The sequence below is a fragment of the Streptomyces rhizosphaerihabitans genome (assembly GCF_025399795.1).
GTDB lineage: Bacteria > Actinomycetota > Actinomycetes > Streptomycetales > Streptomycetaceae > Streptomyces > Streptomyces rhizosphaerihabitans.
The window spans coordinates 76,672-92,257 of sequence record NZ_JAODTZ010000011.1; the positions used below are offsets into that span (position 1 = coordinate 76,672).

The 15,586-nt window shown below is 71.3% G+C and carries 13 protein-coding genes; 5 read left to right on the forward strand and 8 right to left on the reverse strand.

Going from position 1 to position 15,586, the window contains the following annotated elements; genetic code table 11:
- Positions 1 to 4 precede the first annotated feature (4 nt).
- On the reverse strand, positions 5 to 571 hold the full coding sequence (locus N4G66_RS13790) for a DUF1707 and FHA domain-containing protein (protein ID WP_261704364.1): 567 nt from the start codon (positions 569 to 571) through the stop codon (positions 5 to 7).
- 192 nt (positions 572 to 763) lie between these two features.
- On the opposite strand from N4G66_RS13790, the gene treZ reads away from it, so the two are divergent.
- On the forward strand, positions 764 to 2,509 hold the full coding sequence (treZ, locus tag N4G66_RS13795; protein ID WP_261704365.1) for a malto-oligosyltrehalose trehalohydrolase: 1,746 nt from the start codon (positions 764 to 766) through the stop codon (positions 2,507 to 2,509).
- 186 nt (positions 2,510 to 2,695) lie between these two features.
- On the opposite strand, the gene N4G66_RS13800 is transcribed toward treZ, so the two are convergent.
- Complete coding sequence (locus tag N4G66_RS13800) at positions 2,696 to 3,652, reverse strand: aminoglycoside phosphotransferase family protein (protein WP_261704366.1); 957 nt, start codon at positions 3,650 to 3,652, stop codon at positions 2,696 to 2,698.
- Between the two features lie 63 nt (positions 3,653 to 3,715).
- A complete protein-coding gene (locus tag N4G66_RS13805; protein WP_261704367.1) occupies positions 3,716 to 4,840 on the reverse strand; it encodes an aminopeptidase P family protein in 1,125 nt (374 codons plus the stop codon).
- Between the two features lie 155 nt (positions 4,841 to 4,995).
- Here N4G66_RS13805 and N4G66_RS13810 point away from each other — a divergent pair, with 155 nt between their 5' ends.
- A complete protein-coding gene (locus N4G66_RS13810; RefSeq protein WP_261704368.1) occupies positions 4,996 to 6,207 on the forward strand; it encodes an RNA-guided endonuclease InsQ/TnpB family protein in 1,212 nt (403 codons plus the stop codon).
- Positions 6,208 to 6,317: 110 nt separating this feature from the next.
- Here the strand turns inward: N4G66_RS13810 and N4G66_RS13815 are convergent, their stop codons facing one another.
- The 4 genes from N4G66_RS13815 to N4G66_RS13830 all read right to left on the reverse strand — a co-directional run bounded on the left by N4G66_RS13815 (position 6,318) and on the right by N4G66_RS13830 (position 11,645).
- Positions 6,318 to 6,938 (reverse strand): LysE family translocator, encoded by a 621-nt coding sequence (locus N4G66_RS13815; RefSeq protein WP_261704369.1) that lies wholly within the window; start codon positions 6,936 to 6,938, stop codon positions 6,318 to 6,320.
- 177 nt (positions 6,939 to 7,115) lie between these two features.
- The gene (locus tag N4G66_RS13820; protein WP_261704370.1) at positions 7,116 to 7,805 is read right to left on the reverse strand and encodes a PDZ domain-containing protein; all 690 of its coding nucleotides are present in this window, start codon (positions 7,803 to 7,805) and stop codon (positions 7,116 to 7,118) included.
- Between the two features lie 302 nt (positions 7,806 to 8,107).
- The gene (cyc2, locus tag N4G66_RS13825) at positions 8,108 to 10,285 is read right to left on the reverse strand and encodes a germacradienol/geosmin synthase Cyc2 (RefSeq protein ID WP_261704371.1); all 2,178 of its coding nucleotides are present in this window, start codon (positions 10,283 to 10,285) and stop codon (positions 8,108 to 8,110) included.
- 163 nt (positions 10,286 to 10,448) lie between these two features.
- Positions 10,449 to 11,645: a damage-control phosphatase ARMT1 family protein gene (locus N4G66_RS13830; RefSeq protein WP_261704372.1), complete on the reverse strand. Its 1,197-nt coding sequence runs from the start codon at positions 11,643 to 11,645 to the stop codon at positions 10,449 to 10,451.
- A gap of 410 nt (positions 11,646 to 12,055) precedes the next feature.
- Here N4G66_RS13830 and N4G66_RS13835 point away from each other — a divergent pair, with 410 nt between their 5' ends.
- Complete coding sequence (locus N4G66_RS13835; protein WP_261704373.1) at positions 12,056 to 13,015, forward strand: lytic polysaccharide monooxygenase auxiliary activity family 9 protein; 960 nt, start codon at positions 12,056 to 12,058, stop codon at positions 13,013 to 13,015.
- 18 nt (positions 13,016 to 13,033) lie between these two features.
- On the opposite strand, the gene N4G66_RS13840 is transcribed toward N4G66_RS13835, so the two are convergent.
- A complete protein-coding gene (locus N4G66_RS13840) occupies positions 13,034 to 13,699 on the reverse strand; it encodes a Tat pathway signal sequence domain protein (RefSeq protein ID WP_261704374.1) in 666 nt (221 codons plus the stop codon).
- Positions 13,700 to 14,420: 721 nt separating this feature from the next.
- Here N4G66_RS13840 and N4G66_RS13845 point away from each other — a divergent pair.
- Complete coding sequence (locus tag N4G66_RS13845; RefSeq protein WP_261704375.1) at positions 14,421 to 15,095, forward strand: DUF6230 family protein; 675 nt, start codon at positions 14,421 to 14,423, stop codon at positions 15,093 to 15,095.
- Positions 15,095 to 15,508, forward strand: coding sequence for a DUF6114 domain-containing protein (locus N4G66_RS13850; protein ID WP_261704376.1), 414 nt, complete (start codon positions 15,095 to 15,097; stop codon positions 15,506 to 15,508). Before N4G66_RS13845 ends, N4G66_RS13850 begins: the two co-directional genes overlap by 1 nt.
- The last annotated feature ends 78 nt before the right edge of the window (positions 15,509 to 15,586 follow it).

Here is a 15,586-nt window from a genome sequence, read left to right on the forward strand (position 1 = left end):
CGGTTCAGTCCGAGGCGAGGCGGAACATCATCCGGCCGAAGCCGATCTGGTCGCCGTCCCGCACGACGGACGTGCCGATGACGCGCCGTCCGTTGACGGTCGTGCCGTTGGTCGAGCCGAGGTCGCGCAGCACCCACACGCCGCCCTGCCGGCGCAGTTCGGCGTGCACCCGGGACACCGTCTCGTGGTTGAGGCGCAGTCCGCTGGCCGGGTCGCGGCCGATGCGCAGCGGGTAGGGGCTGCCTGCGTCGGGCAGCTGCAGCTTGGGCAGCCGTTCGGCCTGCCAGGCCCTGCGCAGCCGTACCGTGAAGCCGGAGACGGCCTCCACGGTGCCGAACACCAGCTTCGACCAGCGGCGCCCGGCGGACTCGTCGCCGGTGGGCAGGTCGGCGGTGAGCACGGCGAGTTCCTCGGACCGGCGGGCCGAGAGCGCCAGCTCCATGCGGTGGATGAACGTGTCGTGCGAGAGACGGCCGAGGGCGACGCCGTCACGGAGGGACTTGAGCGCCCGGTCGCGCTCCGCGTCGGACAGCCGCGCGGGGTACGTGTGGAACTCGAAGGACGACGTCACGCTCGTGATTGTCGGCCAGTAAGGACGGGGTGTCCAGGAGACCCGGAAACGGCTGGTGGGGCCGAGTGCGCCCGTTCGCGCGACCAAAGCGCGACGAACACGCGGCAAAAGGGTGGATCCTGAAGCGAATTGATCTCCTGTGAAGCACCATGGACAAGCTGGGTCACGGCGAGCTGACAAGGGGAACCGGCTGTGCGATTCGAGGTGTGGGCACCACGGGCCGACCGGATGACACTCCATCGCGCGGATGTCACGAGCGCGTTGGACCGCGACCCCGAGCGTGCCGGATGGTGGAGGGGCGAGGCGGACGCGCCGGAAGGCACGCGCTACGGGTTCGCGGTGGACGACGGTCCCGTCCTGCCCGATCCCCGCTCGCGCCGGCAGCCGGACGGCCCCGACGGACTGAGCGCCGTGGTCGACCAGGGGCTGTACGCATGGCGTGCCGAGTGGTCCGGACGCGCTCTGCCGGGCGCGGTCCTCTACGAGCTGCACGTGGGTACGTACACGCCCGAGGGCACGCTGGACGCGGCGGCGGACCGGCTCGGACATCTGGCCGAACTGGGTGTCACACACGTCGAGTTGATGCCGTTGTGCCCATTCCCCGGCCGGCACGGCTGGGGGTACGAGGGTGTCTCCCTGTGGGCCGTGCACGAGCCGTACGGCGGTCCCGAGGCGCTGAAGCGCTTTGTCGACCGGGCGCACGAACTCGGCCTGGGAGTCGTCCTCGACGTCGTGCACAACCACCTCGGCCCGTCCGGCAACCATCTGCCCGCGTTCGGGCCCTACTTCACGGACACCCATCAGACGCCGTGGGGCTCGGCGGTCAATCTCGACGCGCCCGGCTCGGACGAGGTGCGCGCGTACCTCGTCGGCAGCGCGCTGGCGTGGCTGCGCGACTACCGGCTCGACGGACTGCGTCTGGACGCGGTGCACGCGCTGCGGGACACCCGCGCCCTGCACTTCCTGGAGGAGCTGTCGGCGGCCGTCGACGCGCTCGCCGCCGACCTGGGCCGGCCGCTCTTCCTGATCGCCGAGTCGGATCTCAACGACCCCCGGCTCATCACCTCTCGCGAGGAGGGCGGTCTCGGGCTGCACGCCCAGTGGAACGACGACTTCCACCACGCGCTGCACACCACGCTGACCGGCGAGGCGCAGGGCTACTACGCGGACTTCGCGCAGGCCCCGCTCACGGCGCTGAGCAAGACGCTGACGTCGGGCTACTTCCACAACGGCACGTACTCCAGCTTCCGCGGGCGGCATCACGGCCGCCCGCTCGACCGTGCGCGGGTCTCGGCGCAGCGGCTGCTCGGCTACACGCAGACCCACGACCAGATCGGCAACCGCGCCCAGGGGGACCGGCTCTCGGCCTCTCTCTCCCCCGGGCTGCTGGCCTGCGCCGCCGCGCTGACGCTCACCGCACCGTTCACGCCGATGCTCTTCATGGGCGAGGAGTGGGGCGCCGGAACGCCCTGGCAGTTCTTCACCGACCACACCGACCCCGAGCTCGCCGAGGCCGTACGGCGGGGCAGGCGGCGGGAGTTCGCGGCACACGGCTGGGCCGAGGAGGACGTGCCGGACCCGCAGGACCCGGCGACCCGGGACCGCTCCTGTCTCGACTGGTCGGAGCCCGAAGCGGCCCCGCACGCGCGTGTGCTGGCCTGGTACCGCGAACTGATCTCCCTGCGCCACCGCCAGGCCGACCTCTCGGACCCCGATCTCGCGGCGATCAGGGTCGCCCACGATCCCGGGGCCCGCTGGCTCGCCCTCCGGCGCGGGGACGTCCGGGTCGCCGTGAACCTCGCCAAGGACCCTGCGGCGATTCCCCTCGGCATCCGCCGCGCGCGCGTCCTCGCGGCCTGGGATCCGGTCGAGGCACCGGGCCCGGACGGGGTGCTGCACGTGCCGGGCGAGTCGTGCGTGGTGCTGACCCAGGCGTGAGACCCCCGGGTCGCACGCCCGCGCGCGACGTGTCCCTCCCGCAGGCCACCTCCCGAGCCTTCTCGCAGCCCTGCCCGAGAGCCTCCCGCAGGCCTACGGCAGCGGCAGGGGCGCGCCCTCGCAGGCCTGCCCGTGGGGGCAGGGGCGCGTCCTCGCAGGCCTACTCGCGTGGGCAGGGGCGTGCCCTCAGGGCAGGTCGTCCGTTCCGTCCCGCAGGTCCGTGACCCGCTCCAGCAGGATCGACTCCCAGGCGCGCCGCAACCGGGTCTCCAGGAGCGGGAGTTGATCGTCGTCGCGGCCACGGGGGCGGTCGGCGAGCCGGATCACGGTGTCGCAGCGGGCGAGCCACAGGCCGCGCAGGCAGGGGCGGGCGCCGTAACCGGCGAGGGTGGCGGAGCGTACGGCCGCGGGGGCGCCGACGGCGACGGCGAGCCCGGCGATGTCCTCGGCCGGATCGCCGGTCACCGCGCCGGTCCAGTCGAGGACGCCCCGCACCCGCCCCTCGGGGCTGACCACGAGGTGATCGCCCAGGAGGCCGTGGTGCACGAGGACCGCCGCTCCGGTCTGCGCGCCGAGCTGGACGGCGGCGGACGCGGCGAGCTGGTCGAACCGCGCCGGGTCGAACTCCTCGGCGGGCAGTCGCTCGGCGGCCCGTACGGCGGCGGCCCGCAGAGCCTCCAGAGAGCGTGGCGGGGTACGCGGCACCCCGAGCGTCTCGGCCTGGCGTACGGGGACCTCGCGCAGCCCGGTCAGCAGTCCCGCCAGGTCGGCCTCGCCGAGGGCCGAGACGGCCTGTTCCTCGCCGGAGACGCCGGGCACCTTGGTGTCCAGGGTGCAGTTCAGTCCGCTCGCCCACTCGCCCCGCGCGACGCTCATGGGGACGGCGACCCCGACATGCGGGCGGATCAGATCGCGCAGCCGCAGCTCACGGCGTTGGCGCAGGGAGGCCTCGCGGTCCCGGGCGAGCCGCAGCACATGCCGTCGGCCCACCCACCAGGTGAAGTGCCCGCCCCCCTCGGTGACGGGCCGCACCTCCGGTCCCGGGCCCGGCGCGGCGTCTTCCCCGAGCAGGGAGAGGACCAACCGACGGACGGTCTCCTGTGTCGGCGGCTCGGTCGGTGGCTGGGGCGGTGGCTGGGTCATGGTCGCGCCCTTGTCGTCCGGGGGCGGGGGCGAAGCGGTTGCCGCGCGGTCGGTGGGCGCACGTCAGTCGACGATCACCATCTCGCGGGATGTGGTGTTGAGCCGGCGTCCGCCGTCCTCGGTCACCGTGACGATGTCCTCGATACGGACACCGAAGCGGCCGGGCAGATAGATGCCCGGTTCCACGGAGAAGCACATGCCGGGGACCAGGGGCTGTTCCTCGCCCTCGACCATGTACGGCGGTTCGTGGGTGGTGACGCCGATGCCGTGCCCGGTGCGGTGGATGAAGTACTCGCCGTACCCGGCGTTTTTGATGACGGCGCGCGCCGCACGGTCGATGTCCTGACAGGCGGCCCCGGGCCGCACGGCACGGAACCCTGCCTCCTGGGCCTCGCGCACGATGTCGTGCACCTTGCGTTCCTCGTCGTCCGGCTCACCGACGTGGACCGTGCGGGAGGTGTCGGAGCCGTAGCCCTCCTTGAGGCCGCCGAAGTCCAGGACCACCATGTCGCCGTGCTCGATGACGCGCTCGTCGGCCTCGTGGTGCGGGTTGGCTCCGTTGGGGCCCGAGGCGACGATGGTGAAGTCGACCTGGGAGTGCCCGAACCGGCGCAGCAGACCGGCGAGTTCGCTGGAGACCTCCGACTCCCTGCGGCCCGCGAAGCGGACCTTTCGGATCTCCTCGAACGCCTCGTCCGCGGCGGCCCCGGCGGCCGCGAGCCGCTCCAGTTCGGCCGCGTCCTTGACTGCCCTGAGCATCGGCAGGGCGTCGGTGAGCGCGGTGTAGCGGGTGTCGGGGAGCCGCTTCTGGAGGCCGAACAGGTGCAGCGCCCAGCCGTTGTCGCTGATGCCGAAGCGGCCGGTGCGGTCCAGGAGGGGAGCCGCCGCCGTGTAGGGATCGGTGCCGTCGGTCCAGTCGTGGAGGGTCAGCGCGGGCGCGCCGGCCGACTTGGCCGCGTCGGGGGCCTCCAGGGTGGGCACGACGAGGGCGGGGTCCTGTCCTGCCCTCAGCACCAGCAGGGTGAGCCGCTCGGTCTCCACCGGGCGGTACCCGGTCAGCCACACCAGGTCGGGCCCCGGCGCGACCAGGACGCCGTCGAGCCCGGCGTCGGCCGCGGCCTCGGCGGCGCGCCGCATACGGGCCTCGTAGTCGTCGGCGGTGAAGGGCGCGGGTGTGGCGGCGGTCATCTGATACCTCCGAGGAAACCCCCGCCTTCAGGCGAGGGAGGAACCGGACCCCTGCGGAACGGGGCAGGAGCGGCCGAATCGCCGCCAAGACGATTCGACGTCCGCCACCGACAACCCGACAGGAAATCACAAAGTGGCATGACAGTTTGTGAGTCATGACCATTCGTGTGAAGCGGGCGTTCAAGTACCGCTTCTACCCGGACGATGCGCAGGCGGCGGAGCTGTCGCGCACGTTCGGGTGCGTACGCAAGGTCTACAACCTGGCACTCGAAGCCCGTACCGTCGCGTGGTACCAGCGGCAGGAGAGGGTCAACTACAACGCGACCTCGGCGATGCTCACCGCCTGGAAGAAGACCGGAGAACTGGCCTTTCTGTCCGAGGTGTCCTCGGTGCCGCTGCAACAGTGCCTGCGGCACCTGCAGGCAGCGTTCACCGGCTTCTTCGAGGGGCGGGCGAAGTACCCACGCTTCAAGTCGCGGAAGAAGTCCCGCCGTTCGGCGGAGTACACCAGCTCGGCGTTCCGCTACCGCGACGGCAGACTCACGCTCGCCAAGATGCGCGAGCCCCTGGACATCGTGTGGTCGAGGCCGCTCCCCGACAGTGCTCAGCCGTCCACGGTGACCGTGTCCCAGGACGCGGCCGGACGCTGGTTCGTGTCGCTGCTCTGCGACGACACGATCACCCCGGCACCGGCCACCACCAGGGCGGTCGGAATCGACGCGGGGATCACGTCCCTGGTGACTCTGTCCACCGGTGAGAAGATCACCAACCCCCGGCACGAACGCCGCGACCGCGACCGTCTCGCCAAAGCCCAGCGGGAGCTGTCCCGTAAAGCCGAAGGCGACGGCAAGAACCGGGCCAAGGCGCGCCGCAAGGTCGCCAAGATCCATGCCCGGATCGCCGACCGGCGCCGCGACTTCCTGCACAAGCTGACCACTCGTCTCGTCCGTGAGAACCAAACGGTCGTGATCGAGGACCTGACCGTCCGCAACCTGGTCAAGAACCACGGGCTCGCCCGAGCAATCTCGGACGCGGCCTGGCGTGAACTGCGGACGATGCTCGAGTACAAGTGCGCCTGGTACGGGCGTGAACTCGTCGTGATCGACCGCTGGTTCCCGTCCAGCAAACTGTGCGGGAACTGCGGCACGATCCGGGCGAAACTGCCGCTGAACGTCCGCACCTGGACGTGCGAGTGCGGCACGGTGCACGACCGCGACGTGAACGCGGCGAAGAACATTCTCGCGGCCGGGCTGGCCGTGTCTGCCTGTGGAGACGGTGTAAGACCTCAACGGGAGTCCTCCCGGACGGGGCGGTCGTCGATGAAGCAGGAACCCCAGCGGGCGACCGCTGGAACCCCCCGCCTCTAGGCAGGGGAGGAAGCCAACCATGCCTCCGTGTGTCCGGAGTTCCCCAAAGGGCTACGGCAGCATCCTGCCCCGCCGGTGAGGTGCGCGCGAGCCGGTCGCGCCTGCCCCGGTCAGCTCTCCAGGGCGAGGCGGGCTCCCAGGAGCAGCAGGACGCCTCCGGAGACCTGTTCCAGGCGTCGGCGTACACCCGTCCGGGACAGGACGGTCTTCATCCGGCCGACGAACCACACGTAGAGGCCGTAGTAGCCCACCTCGTAGAGCGCCCAGATCGCGGCGAGGCCGAGCATGGCGGGCAGGTGCGGGACGCCCTCGGGCACGAACTGCGGCAGGAAGGACATCGCGAAGACGGCCGCCTTCGGGTTGGCGAGGTTGAGCAGCAGCCCTCCCCGGTAGGACGCCCAGCCGCTCTTCTCCGCGCCCTCCCAGCCTCCGTCGGCGGCGCCCTTGGAGCGGCGCGCCTGCCACAGTGTCTGGACCCCGAAGCCGACGAGCACGACGGCACCGGCGATCCGCATGACGTCGTACGCCATCTCGGAGGCGGCGAGCAGAGCGGTGAGGCCGAACGCTGCGACGGCGCCCCACAGGAAGACGCCCGTCTCGTTGCCCAGCACGGTCAGGAAGCCCGACCGCCTGCTGCCCAGTGACCGTTTGATGATCAGCACGGTGCTCGGTCCGGGCGAGGCCGCGATCAGGGTGCAGGCGCCCAGAAAGGCGAGGAGTGTGCTCAGCATGCGGCCATCGTGGCGGGCCGCGGCTCGGTTGACCAGCCCTTTCCCCCTGCACCCGCCAGGACCGGGAGCCGTACCCGCAGGGCAGTGGGGCACTGGAACGGGCTGTCCGGCCTGCTTCGAGGGCGCCCGGACGCATCCGCGGGACACCGGAGCGACCGTCCGGCCTGCCCATCCGCTTCAGGTCACGATGCCAGGGACCGCGGACAGGTGACGCCGGTTGCCGTTCGCCTGGCGCACGCGGAGGGTGACCTCCCGGCCCGGCCGCGCGGCCTCCACCGCCCGCGCGAGATCGGCGGCCGAGGTGACCTCGGTCCCGTCGAAGGCGAGCAGGACGTCACCGCGCACCAGGCCCGCCGTGTAGCCGGGACCGGGGATGTGCACCCCGACGATCAGCGCGCCCCCGCCGTCGGGGGCGTCGACGACCTCGACCCCGAGGGTCCCCCGTGCGGATTGCCGCTCGGACTCCCCCGACCGGATCGGGCTCCCGCCGCCGGACTCCGTCGTGGAGCCACCGGCCCGCTGCGCTCCGGAACCGTCAGCCCGCGGCGCTCCGGAACCACCGGAGGGCTGCCGGGCCTGCCCGGCAGCACCGGCCTGCTTCTGGAGGTCCGCCAGCCTGCCCGTGCCGATCAGCGTCGCGCCCACCGTGCCGAGCCCCACGCCGGACAGCACGAGCACCGACCCGACGAACAGGCCGAACAGCAGGGTCACCAGCCGCCTGCCGCGACGCCGCGCGGCGTGCGGGCGCCGGGTTCCGCCGGGCGGACGGTCGCCGTCGGAGGGACGGTCGCCGTCGGACGGACGCGCGCCGCTGCCGCCCGGATTCCGGCCGGGCATCGGCTTGGGACACAACGCGGTCTGTTCCATGAGTCGCCTCCGGCAGATGTTCTACGGACCGCCTTCGGCTCCTGATCTACCCCTCGCTCCGGCGCACGACGATCCCCTAACGAGTGAGACTGTGATCCTCGTTCGAGAAGCGACTCCGCCATCGCCGCCGCTCCACGCGGCGATCCACCCGTCCGGCGGTGGCTCCCGCCCCCACCGAGGGCGTACAGGGTGCCCGGTGGGCGGCGGGAGGGGGGCCGACCGGTCACGGTCGCGCGGAGTGAACCCGTCCGCGGGAGCGCGGGCGACCGGTCCGCCGGTATCCGGAGGACTTCCGGAACCGGTCAGAGCGAGACGGGTTCCGCGCGCCAGGCGAACGGCAGCGCGGACGCCTGGTCCGGTACGAAGCCGTGGGCGCGCCGGGCCAGGTCCGCCGCGCCGTAACGGCGGCAGTCCTGGTGCCACTTCAGGATTCCGGCCAGCCAGTTCTGCAGCTCCACCACATACCCCTGCATGATCCCGCGCACCTCCTCCGAGAGCTTGAAGTCCTCGTACAGGATGGGCAGTTCATGGGCGGCTACATGCTGGAACTGCTCCATGCGCTGGGTCATCAGGTCATGGATGACGCCGAGCGCGGTCGGATAGTCGCAGCCGAAGAAGTTCTGCACGACGAGGACGCCGTTGTGCACCTCTCCCTCGTACTCGATCTCCTTCTGGTACGAGAAGACGTCGTTCAGGAGCATCGCGTAGTCCATGGCCGCGTTCTCCAGTGACCGGACGGGTCCGCTGCGGTAGACCTCCGGCGGGACCTCGGGTCCGTGACCGAGGCGGCACAGGCCCATGGTGAGCTCGGAGCCGAAGGTGGCCCGGCGCATCTCCAGGTAGTCGACCGGGTCCGGGATGCGGTTCTGGATCTGGTTGGACAGCTCCCACAGCCAGCTCTCCGTCATCACGTCCACCGCCGCGCGCAGGGTGCCCCGGGCGTCCGGGGTCATCTCCGTGGTGGTGCGCCGCCACAGGTCGATCAGTCCGCGTTCCATGCCGTTGACCGGGACGGGGACCTCCTCGCCGTCGACGGGCATGCAGGCCGACAGTCGCGCGGTGGTCAGCTTGGCGGCGGCGAGGTCGCGGCGGTTGCCGAAGAGCAGCGGGTAGTAGTCGTCGCCGTAGGTGCCCCAGGCCAGCCACTGCGAGCTGAGGTCGAGGGCCTCGGGTGTGGCGTCGGGGTGGATGCCGGCGGCGCAGAGCGGCAGATCGTAGGCGATGAGCTTGTCCTCGTCCCAGACACCCTCCTGGAGCATGCCCGTGGCGTGCATCCAGGTGACGAGGCGGTCGCGGGCGCCCGCGAGGTGCGGGCTGAGGGTGACCTCGAAGGGCATGTGGAAGTCGGGGAGCACGGAGGGTCCGACCTTCTGGAACGGAACGTGGGTGTACGCGCGCAGCCGCTCCGCGCCGGCCGCGGAGAGCAGCGCCCCGACGTCCGCGGCGGACGTCCCGAACCCGCCCATGCCGAAGGGCCGCGCCTCCTCGGCGGCACCCTCGTTCATATAGCGGCTGGAGCGCATGTGCCACTCGTGGCCGCCGGACTGCCAGTCCTGGAGACCCTGTGTGTACGCGGCGACGGCACCGACCTCCGCAGGGGTGAGCCCCTTTTCCACAGCCAGTGCGGGCACCTCCGTGAGCGCCGTGTGCTCGAACTGGTGGAGCCGTGAGGTGAGGATGTCGTTGACGGTCTCGGCGGCCTCCTGTGTCGTGCAGTCGAAGAACGTCTCCAGGACGAGGACGCCGTTGCTGAGTTCGCCCTCGTCCTCGACCTCCCGTTGGTAGGAGAACAGGTCGTTGCGCAGGTGGACACCGTCGGAGAACGTCTCCATCAGGACGCGCAGCGGCCTCGACTCGGCGACGGACGCGGGCACTTCGGCGGTCGCGTACTCGACGAGCCCCGCCGACCACGGGGCGCCGCCCACCTTGCGGCGCATCTCGATGTACTCGACGGGGTTGGAGATCCGCCCTTCGTTGATGTTGGACAGCTCCCACATCGACTCGTTGAGCAGATGCTCGGTGGAGACGGCGAACCGCCTGCGCCACTCCGCCGACATCGAGGGCACGGTCCGCGCCCACAGGTCGGCGAGTCCCGCCTCGACGGGATTCTCAGGCTCGGGTACGGGAGTCGACAGGTCGAGCGGCATGAAGAGGGGCAGCCGGTCCAGGTAGACCTTGCCGCCGGCGCGGTCCTGGGTGCGCTTGAAGGTCTCCAGGAAGTGGTCGTCGAAGAAGAACACCCACACATACCAGTCGGTGATGAGGGAGAGGGCCGGTCCGTCGCAGTCGGGGTGGGTGTACGCGCACAACAGGCCGTAGTCGTGCGCGTCGAGGTCGGACTGTTCCCAGATGCCCGAGCCTTCGAGCATGCCCATTCCGCGGGCCCACTCGACCGAGTGGGCCCGCGCCTCGTCCAGGTGCGGGTTCAGCCGGGCGGTGTACGGCATGTAGAAGTGCGGGAGTTCGAACGGCTGCGTCATGGCCGGGCCCTACCCATGGCCCCGCGCGGGCATCCGCAGGCCAGGACATGATCACACCATCGCGTGAACCGGGGCGAAAGCCGCGCACGGAGGCGCCTCGGTCCGATCGGGAGCCGCGTCGGTCCCCACCCCCGCGGCCTGACCGGAGGAGCCCTGAGGGCCGTCAGCGCCTCGCCTGGATCAGGGCGTGGGTGCCACCGGTACGCCAGCGGTGGCCCTCGGCGGCGTCGAGGGCCGCCTCGACGGTGGAGGTCAGTCCGACGACGACATCGGACTTGAGGGTCCGCAGCGCCGCCACCGACCCGGGGAAGTGAGCGGTGGCGACCGCGAAGGGGGTGGTGGCGGGGTAGAGCCGGTCGCCGATGAGACGGCGGTAGTTCAGGTCGCCCTTCAGCAGGGTCACGTCGGCCGCGGCGAACTCCTGCCGCAGGTCGTCGGGCAGATCGGCGTACGGCAACGGGGCACAGGCGAAGGCGTGGGCCCGGACGGTGAGACGGCCCTCGGACAGCGCGGCCCAGAGGCGGTTCCCGGCCTCGCCGGCCGCTCCCTTCGCGGCGGTCAGACGGCGCAGGGCGTCGAGCACGTCCGCCGCCGTGGCGTCGGACACGTAGTACGGGTACGGCTTCACATGCAGGGCGGTCCGCTCGACCCGGCCGCGGCGGAGCAGGTGGTCGGCGAGGAGCAGGTCGGGGATGAGCTCCCGGCCCGCGTTGTCCGCGACGAGACAGAGGGTGCCGCCGGCGAAGAGCGATCGCAGTACTTCTCCGTCGTTCGCCACGAGCTGGGACTCGGCCGCCGTCCCGCCCTCGGCGCGGGCCAGTTTGAACCCGAGGTCCGCGCGGTTGCCCCACAGGGAGCCGAGCAGCAGCGCCTCCTCCTGCTCCTCGACCGGCCGCCGCGCGAGGTCGTCCAGCGCGGCGAGTTCCTCGTCGGTCTCCGGGGTGTCCAGTTCGGCGAGCTTGAAGGGACGGAAGGGGTCGATGCCCTGCCATGGTCCGGGCGCGAAGTAGCCGACCGCTTCGAGGAGTTGACGGTAGAAATAGCTCTCGGACCAGAGAAAGGGCACGTCGAACCAGGACCGGCCGTAGTGCTCCCGGCCACCCCAGGCGTCCCACTGCCCGCGGTCCGCGGCCGGCGCCGGGAGCGGTTCGACGACCCCCTCGGTGCAGTTCCGGAGCAGGTCGTCGAGTGCGTGCCGCTGTTCGGGCCCGTACGGGAAGGCGTCCCGCACCTTCTCGATGAGCGCGGGATGCCGCTGGGCCAGCACGCTCCAGGGGAACGAGCCCCGCACCGAGCTCACGACCACCGGAGCGTCGTCGGGACCGGCGGCGGAGCGGGCGGCTGCGGCGGGATCGGGCATGCGGCTCACCGTACCGGCTGAACAGAAGGGGCCGTCCGACGCGGTGCGCGTCGAGCGGCCCCTCCCCCCGTAGAGCCCAGCGGTCGGCCTAGGTCGGTCGGCTTCGAGCTGTCGACCGCCCCGGTGTCCTGCGCGGCCCTGTCCTGGACGCGGGTGCGCAGCTGCCGTCGGCGGCCGCGCTGAACGATAGACAGGCCGCGAAGGTGAGGGATAGCGGGAAAACCCTCGATCCGGCCGTCGATCGGCCCTTGCCCGCCCGGAGTTCGGCGAGGTGGTCCTGTTTCGCACGGATTGCGGATCTGAACATACGGCGCTCCGGACCCGTATCTCACAGTGCTCCGCGCGAGGGGTGCGTCCCTGCCTCGCACGGTGGCACGCCATTTCGCCCACGCATCGAGGAGACCTTCCGGATGACCGCCTACCGCACCGCCACCGCGGCCGCTGTCGCCCTGGCGGCTCCGCTGCTGCTCACGACGTGGGCCGCGGGAACCGCGTCGGCGCACGGCGCGCCGACGTCTCCGGTCAGCCGGGTGGTCGCGTGCTCGCCCGAGGGCGGCAGCCTGATCCGGACGTCGGCCTGCCGGGCGGCGATCGCCGCGAACGGCGCGCCGTTCACCGCCTGGGACAACCTGCGGGTGGGCGGCGTCAACGGCCGGGACCGCTCGGTGATCCCGGACGGGAAGCTGTGCAGCGGGGGCCTGCCCGCGTACAAGGGCCTCGACCTGGCCCGCGCCGACTTTCCGTCGACGCGTCTGACGCCCGGCGCGGCCCTCACCCTCACATACGGTTCGACGATCCCGCACAAAGGGACCTTCAAGCTCTATCTGACCAAGCAGGGGTACAGCGCGACGCGCCCGCTGAAGTGGTCCGACCTGCCGGAGAAGCCGTTCGCCACGGCCACCGACCCGGCGATGGTCGACGGCGCCTACCGCATCAAGGCCACGCTGCCGTCCGACCGCACCGGCCGCCAGATGCTGTTCACGATCTGGCAGAACTCCAGCACGCCGGACACGTACTACTCGTGCTCGGACGTGGTGTTCTCCGGCGCGAGCGGAGCGTCGAAGCCGACGCGGAGCGCCGGGACTTCGGGGATCACCGGGAGCACTTCCGGTGACAAGAGCACTGCGGACGCCTCTCCGTCGACCAAGTTGGAGAGCTCGCCGCCCAGCCCCACGCCGGCGACTCCGGCCGCCGACTCGCCTTCCCCGGCGGCCAGTTCGTCCGCCGCGGAGGCGGGCACCGATCATCTGACGCCCGCCGCCGACAGCACCTCGGGCAGCGGCCCCGCCCTCCCCCTGGTCGCCGGGGGAGCGGCGGCGACGCTGCTGCTCACTGCCGGCGTCGCCTTCGTTCTGCGACGCCGACAGTGAATTCGCGCCCGGTGGGCGTCAGTTGACGTAGACCACCGGGCTGTCCGGCTGGCTGGTGTCGGTCACGGGGGCGTACTTCGCAGTGAAGTAGCCGCTGCTGAAGCAGAGGGACGAGCCGGAGAATTTGGTGAACTGCTGGTTGGCGAAGGCGATGCTGTTGTCGGTGTTGCTCGCCGTGCCGGACAGGCTCGCCGCCCGGTAGACACAGGTCAGCGTGCCCAGCAGGGAGCGCAGCTTGACCGTGGTCTGGATGGTGGAGCCGGCGGCCGGAGTGACCGTGACGCTTCCGTCGGAGCCCACCGCGGTGCTGTACGGAAGGTTGTCGACCGTGATGCTCGTGACGCCGAGGACGCCGACGACGTTGCTGCTGCACGAGCTGCTGGCGAAGGTGTGCCCGGTGAGCGACTCGGTGGCCGTACCGGGGGACGCCGGGTTGTCGGCGGCGGTCGCGGTGAAGGTCGACGAAGAACACGAGACACCGCTCGTGCCGGTGGCGCTGGAGTAGAGCGTGGCCGTGGTGCCGCTCGCCAGCGAGGCGGCGAGGACGTCTCCGACGGCGACGGGGGTTCCTCCGGCGCTTCCGGTGGTGAGCACCGGGACGTCGTCCGCGGAGGCGGGGAGGACCGCGGACGCCGACAGGGCCGCGACGACGCCGACGAGGGCGAGCAGGGATCGAGTACGCATGGGGGGTGCCTCTTCTCCGATGGGGGTGTGGGTGCCTGACCGCGCCGGGGCGCGGGGGTGCGGGTCGAGAGAGTGGCGCGGGTGTGCGGGGTCGAACGGGCCACGCGCGAAGGCGGGTTGAGACGCCTGAGTCATGTGCGGGACCGCGCGGGGAGAGACCGCTGCCGGTCCGTGACGCCTTCTCCGTACGCCACGGGCCGGCAGCGACAGCCGGGCGACCGGTACGGCCCTCGGGGGGAAGGTGACCGCGCCGGTGCCACGGGAACGGGGAATGGCCCAGAGGGCGCGCCGTTTGGGCGTACGCGCCGGGGCCGCTCCGGAACACGCCATGACCGCCCCGCGCAGAACGGGGTCCGGGAGGTGATGGGCGCGTCGACCTACGGATCCGGCGCCACGGATCCGGGGAAACAGGGAGAGTTGTAGACCTGATGGATGGTCAACGTCAAGGCACAGTACGGAAGTTGAAGGTCAGCGGGGTCCTTCCGTCGGCGTGTGTTCACAGGTGGGGCACAACTGGCACGGTTTTCCCACACACGCCTTGACCCGTAGATGTAACCCCCGGTAACTTCCTCGACGGCTACTGCTGCGTAACGAGAAAGCCCTTGCAACCGCCGGGAGGCGCGAGGAGGCGTGCGCCGCAGCCGCTGTCCGCGCCAGGACAACGCGCCACTGGAGCCCAACCCGCATCGAGACCCGCATCGAACGTGCCCAGGGAGCAGACATGGCCTCGTCCCCGGACGCCACGGCGTCCAACGGTTCCACGCCCGAGACCCCGGAAAGCGGTTCAGCCGCCAACGGGCAGGACAGACGCGGGCGGGTCCGTCTGCGTCGCGCCGCCGTGATGGCGGTGCCGGCCACCGCGGTCGCCGCGGGGTTGATGATCCTCACGGCCCAGGGCGCCCTCGGCGTCCAGTTCGCCATCTCCGGCATGCCGTTCACGGTCACCGCGACCGAGCTGAACGGCACCGGCTTCGAGCAGTTCGGCGGCCTCGACAACATGGCGGAGGACAGCCCGAACGCCGGCGACACGGGCGGCCAGGTCCTCATCGTCACCTCGGCGATCAAGAACGCGACCCTGGACCACCTGTGCCAGAGCGTCGACCTGGGCGGCACGAACCTGCTCATCACGGCGGGCAGCGGGGCGAACAAGGTGCAGGCGAGCCACCTGACCACGGACTCCACGGAACTGTCCGGTGACGCCTCCTTCGACAACATCGAGATCGGCAACGACGCCAGCACCCTCGACAAGGCCGGGGTCCAGGGACCCAAGGGCGTGTTCAGCCAGCAGGCCGACACCGTGCGCATCGCGAACCTGCGCCAGACCAACTACGCGACGACGGCGGCGGTGTTCAAGCTCCCCGGCCTCAAGCTCCGCTTCAGCGACCAGGGTTGCTGATGAGCGCCGACGCGCGGACGGACGACTCCCGGGACCTGAGGGAAGCGTTCCGGCAATGGCGTGCGCACCGCCCCTTCTGGGGCGGGCTGCTGCTCACCCTGGCGGGGGCGGAGATCCTCCTCACCGAGAAGGCGTCGCTGAAGGTCGTCCTGCACATCGGGATGCAGGGCCTGGCGGGCTACCTGCTCCCCACCATGATGCTGCTGTGCGGCCTGCTGATCCTCTTCAATCCGGCTCAGCGGCTGTTCTACTCCCTGCTGGGCATCCTGCTGTCCCTGGGCACCTGGCTCACGTCCAACCTCGGCGGATTCTTCGTCGGCCTGCTCCTCGGGGCCGTCGGCAGCTGCCTCGCCTTCGGCTGGCTCCCCGACCAGAAGCCGCGCAGGCGGCTGCTGCGTCGCGAGCCCGTCTGAGGCGGGCGGCACGGCGGGATCCGGACCCTCACTGGCTTGCCCCCGCGCACGGGGAAGATGGAATTGCCTGTACGCGCA

What these genes read in the sequence shown, in the direction of transcription:
- N4G66_RS13830 (WP_261704372.1), bottom strand. Translation starts at nt 11,645, where the DNA reads ATGCCCGATCCCGCCGCAGCCGCCCGCTCCGCCGCCGGTCCCGACGAC.
- N4G66_RS13820 (WP_261704370.1), bottom strand. Translation starts at nt 7,805, where the DNA reads ATGGAACAGACCGCGTTGTGTCCCAAGCCGATGCCCGGCCGGAATCCG.
- N4G66_RS13810 (WP_261704368.1), top strand. Translation starts at nt 4,996, where the DNA reads ATGACCATTCGTGTGAAGCGGGCGTTCAAGTACCGCTTCTACCCGGAC.
- N4G66_RS13805 (WP_261704367.1), bottom strand. Translation starts at nt 4,840, where the DNA reads ATGACCGCCGCCACACCCGCGCCCTTCACCGCCGACGACTACGAGGCC.
- N4G66_RS13850 (WP_261704376.1), top strand. Translation starts at nt 15,095, where the DNA reads ATGAGCGCCGACGCGCGGACGGACGACTCCCGGGACCTGAGGGAAGCG.
- cyc2 (WP_261704371.1), bottom strand. Translation starts at nt 10,285, where the DNA reads ATGACGCAGCCGTTCGAACTCCCGCACTTCTACATGCCGTACACCGCC.
- N4G66_RS13815 (WP_261704369.1), bottom strand. Translation starts at nt 6,938, where the DNA reads ATGCTGAGCACACTCCTCGCCTTTCTGGGCGCCTGCACCCTGATCGCG.
- N4G66_RS13840 (WP_261704374.1), bottom strand. Translation starts at nt 13,699, where the DNA reads ATGCGTACTCGATCCCTGCTCGCCCTCGTCGGCGTCGTCGCGGCCCTG.
- N4G66_RS13845 (WP_261704375.1), top strand. Translation starts at nt 14,421, where the DNA reads ATGGCCTCGTCCCCGGACGCCACGGCGTCCAACGGTTCCACGCCCGAG.
- N4G66_RS13800 (WP_261704366.1), bottom strand. Translation starts at nt 3,652, where the DNA reads ATGACCCAGCCACCGCCCCAGCCACCGACCGAGCCGCCGACACAGGAG.
- N4G66_RS13835 (WP_261704373.1), top strand. Translation starts at nt 12,056, where the DNA reads ATGACCGCCTACCGCACCGCCACCGCGGCCGCTGTCGCCCTGGCGGCT.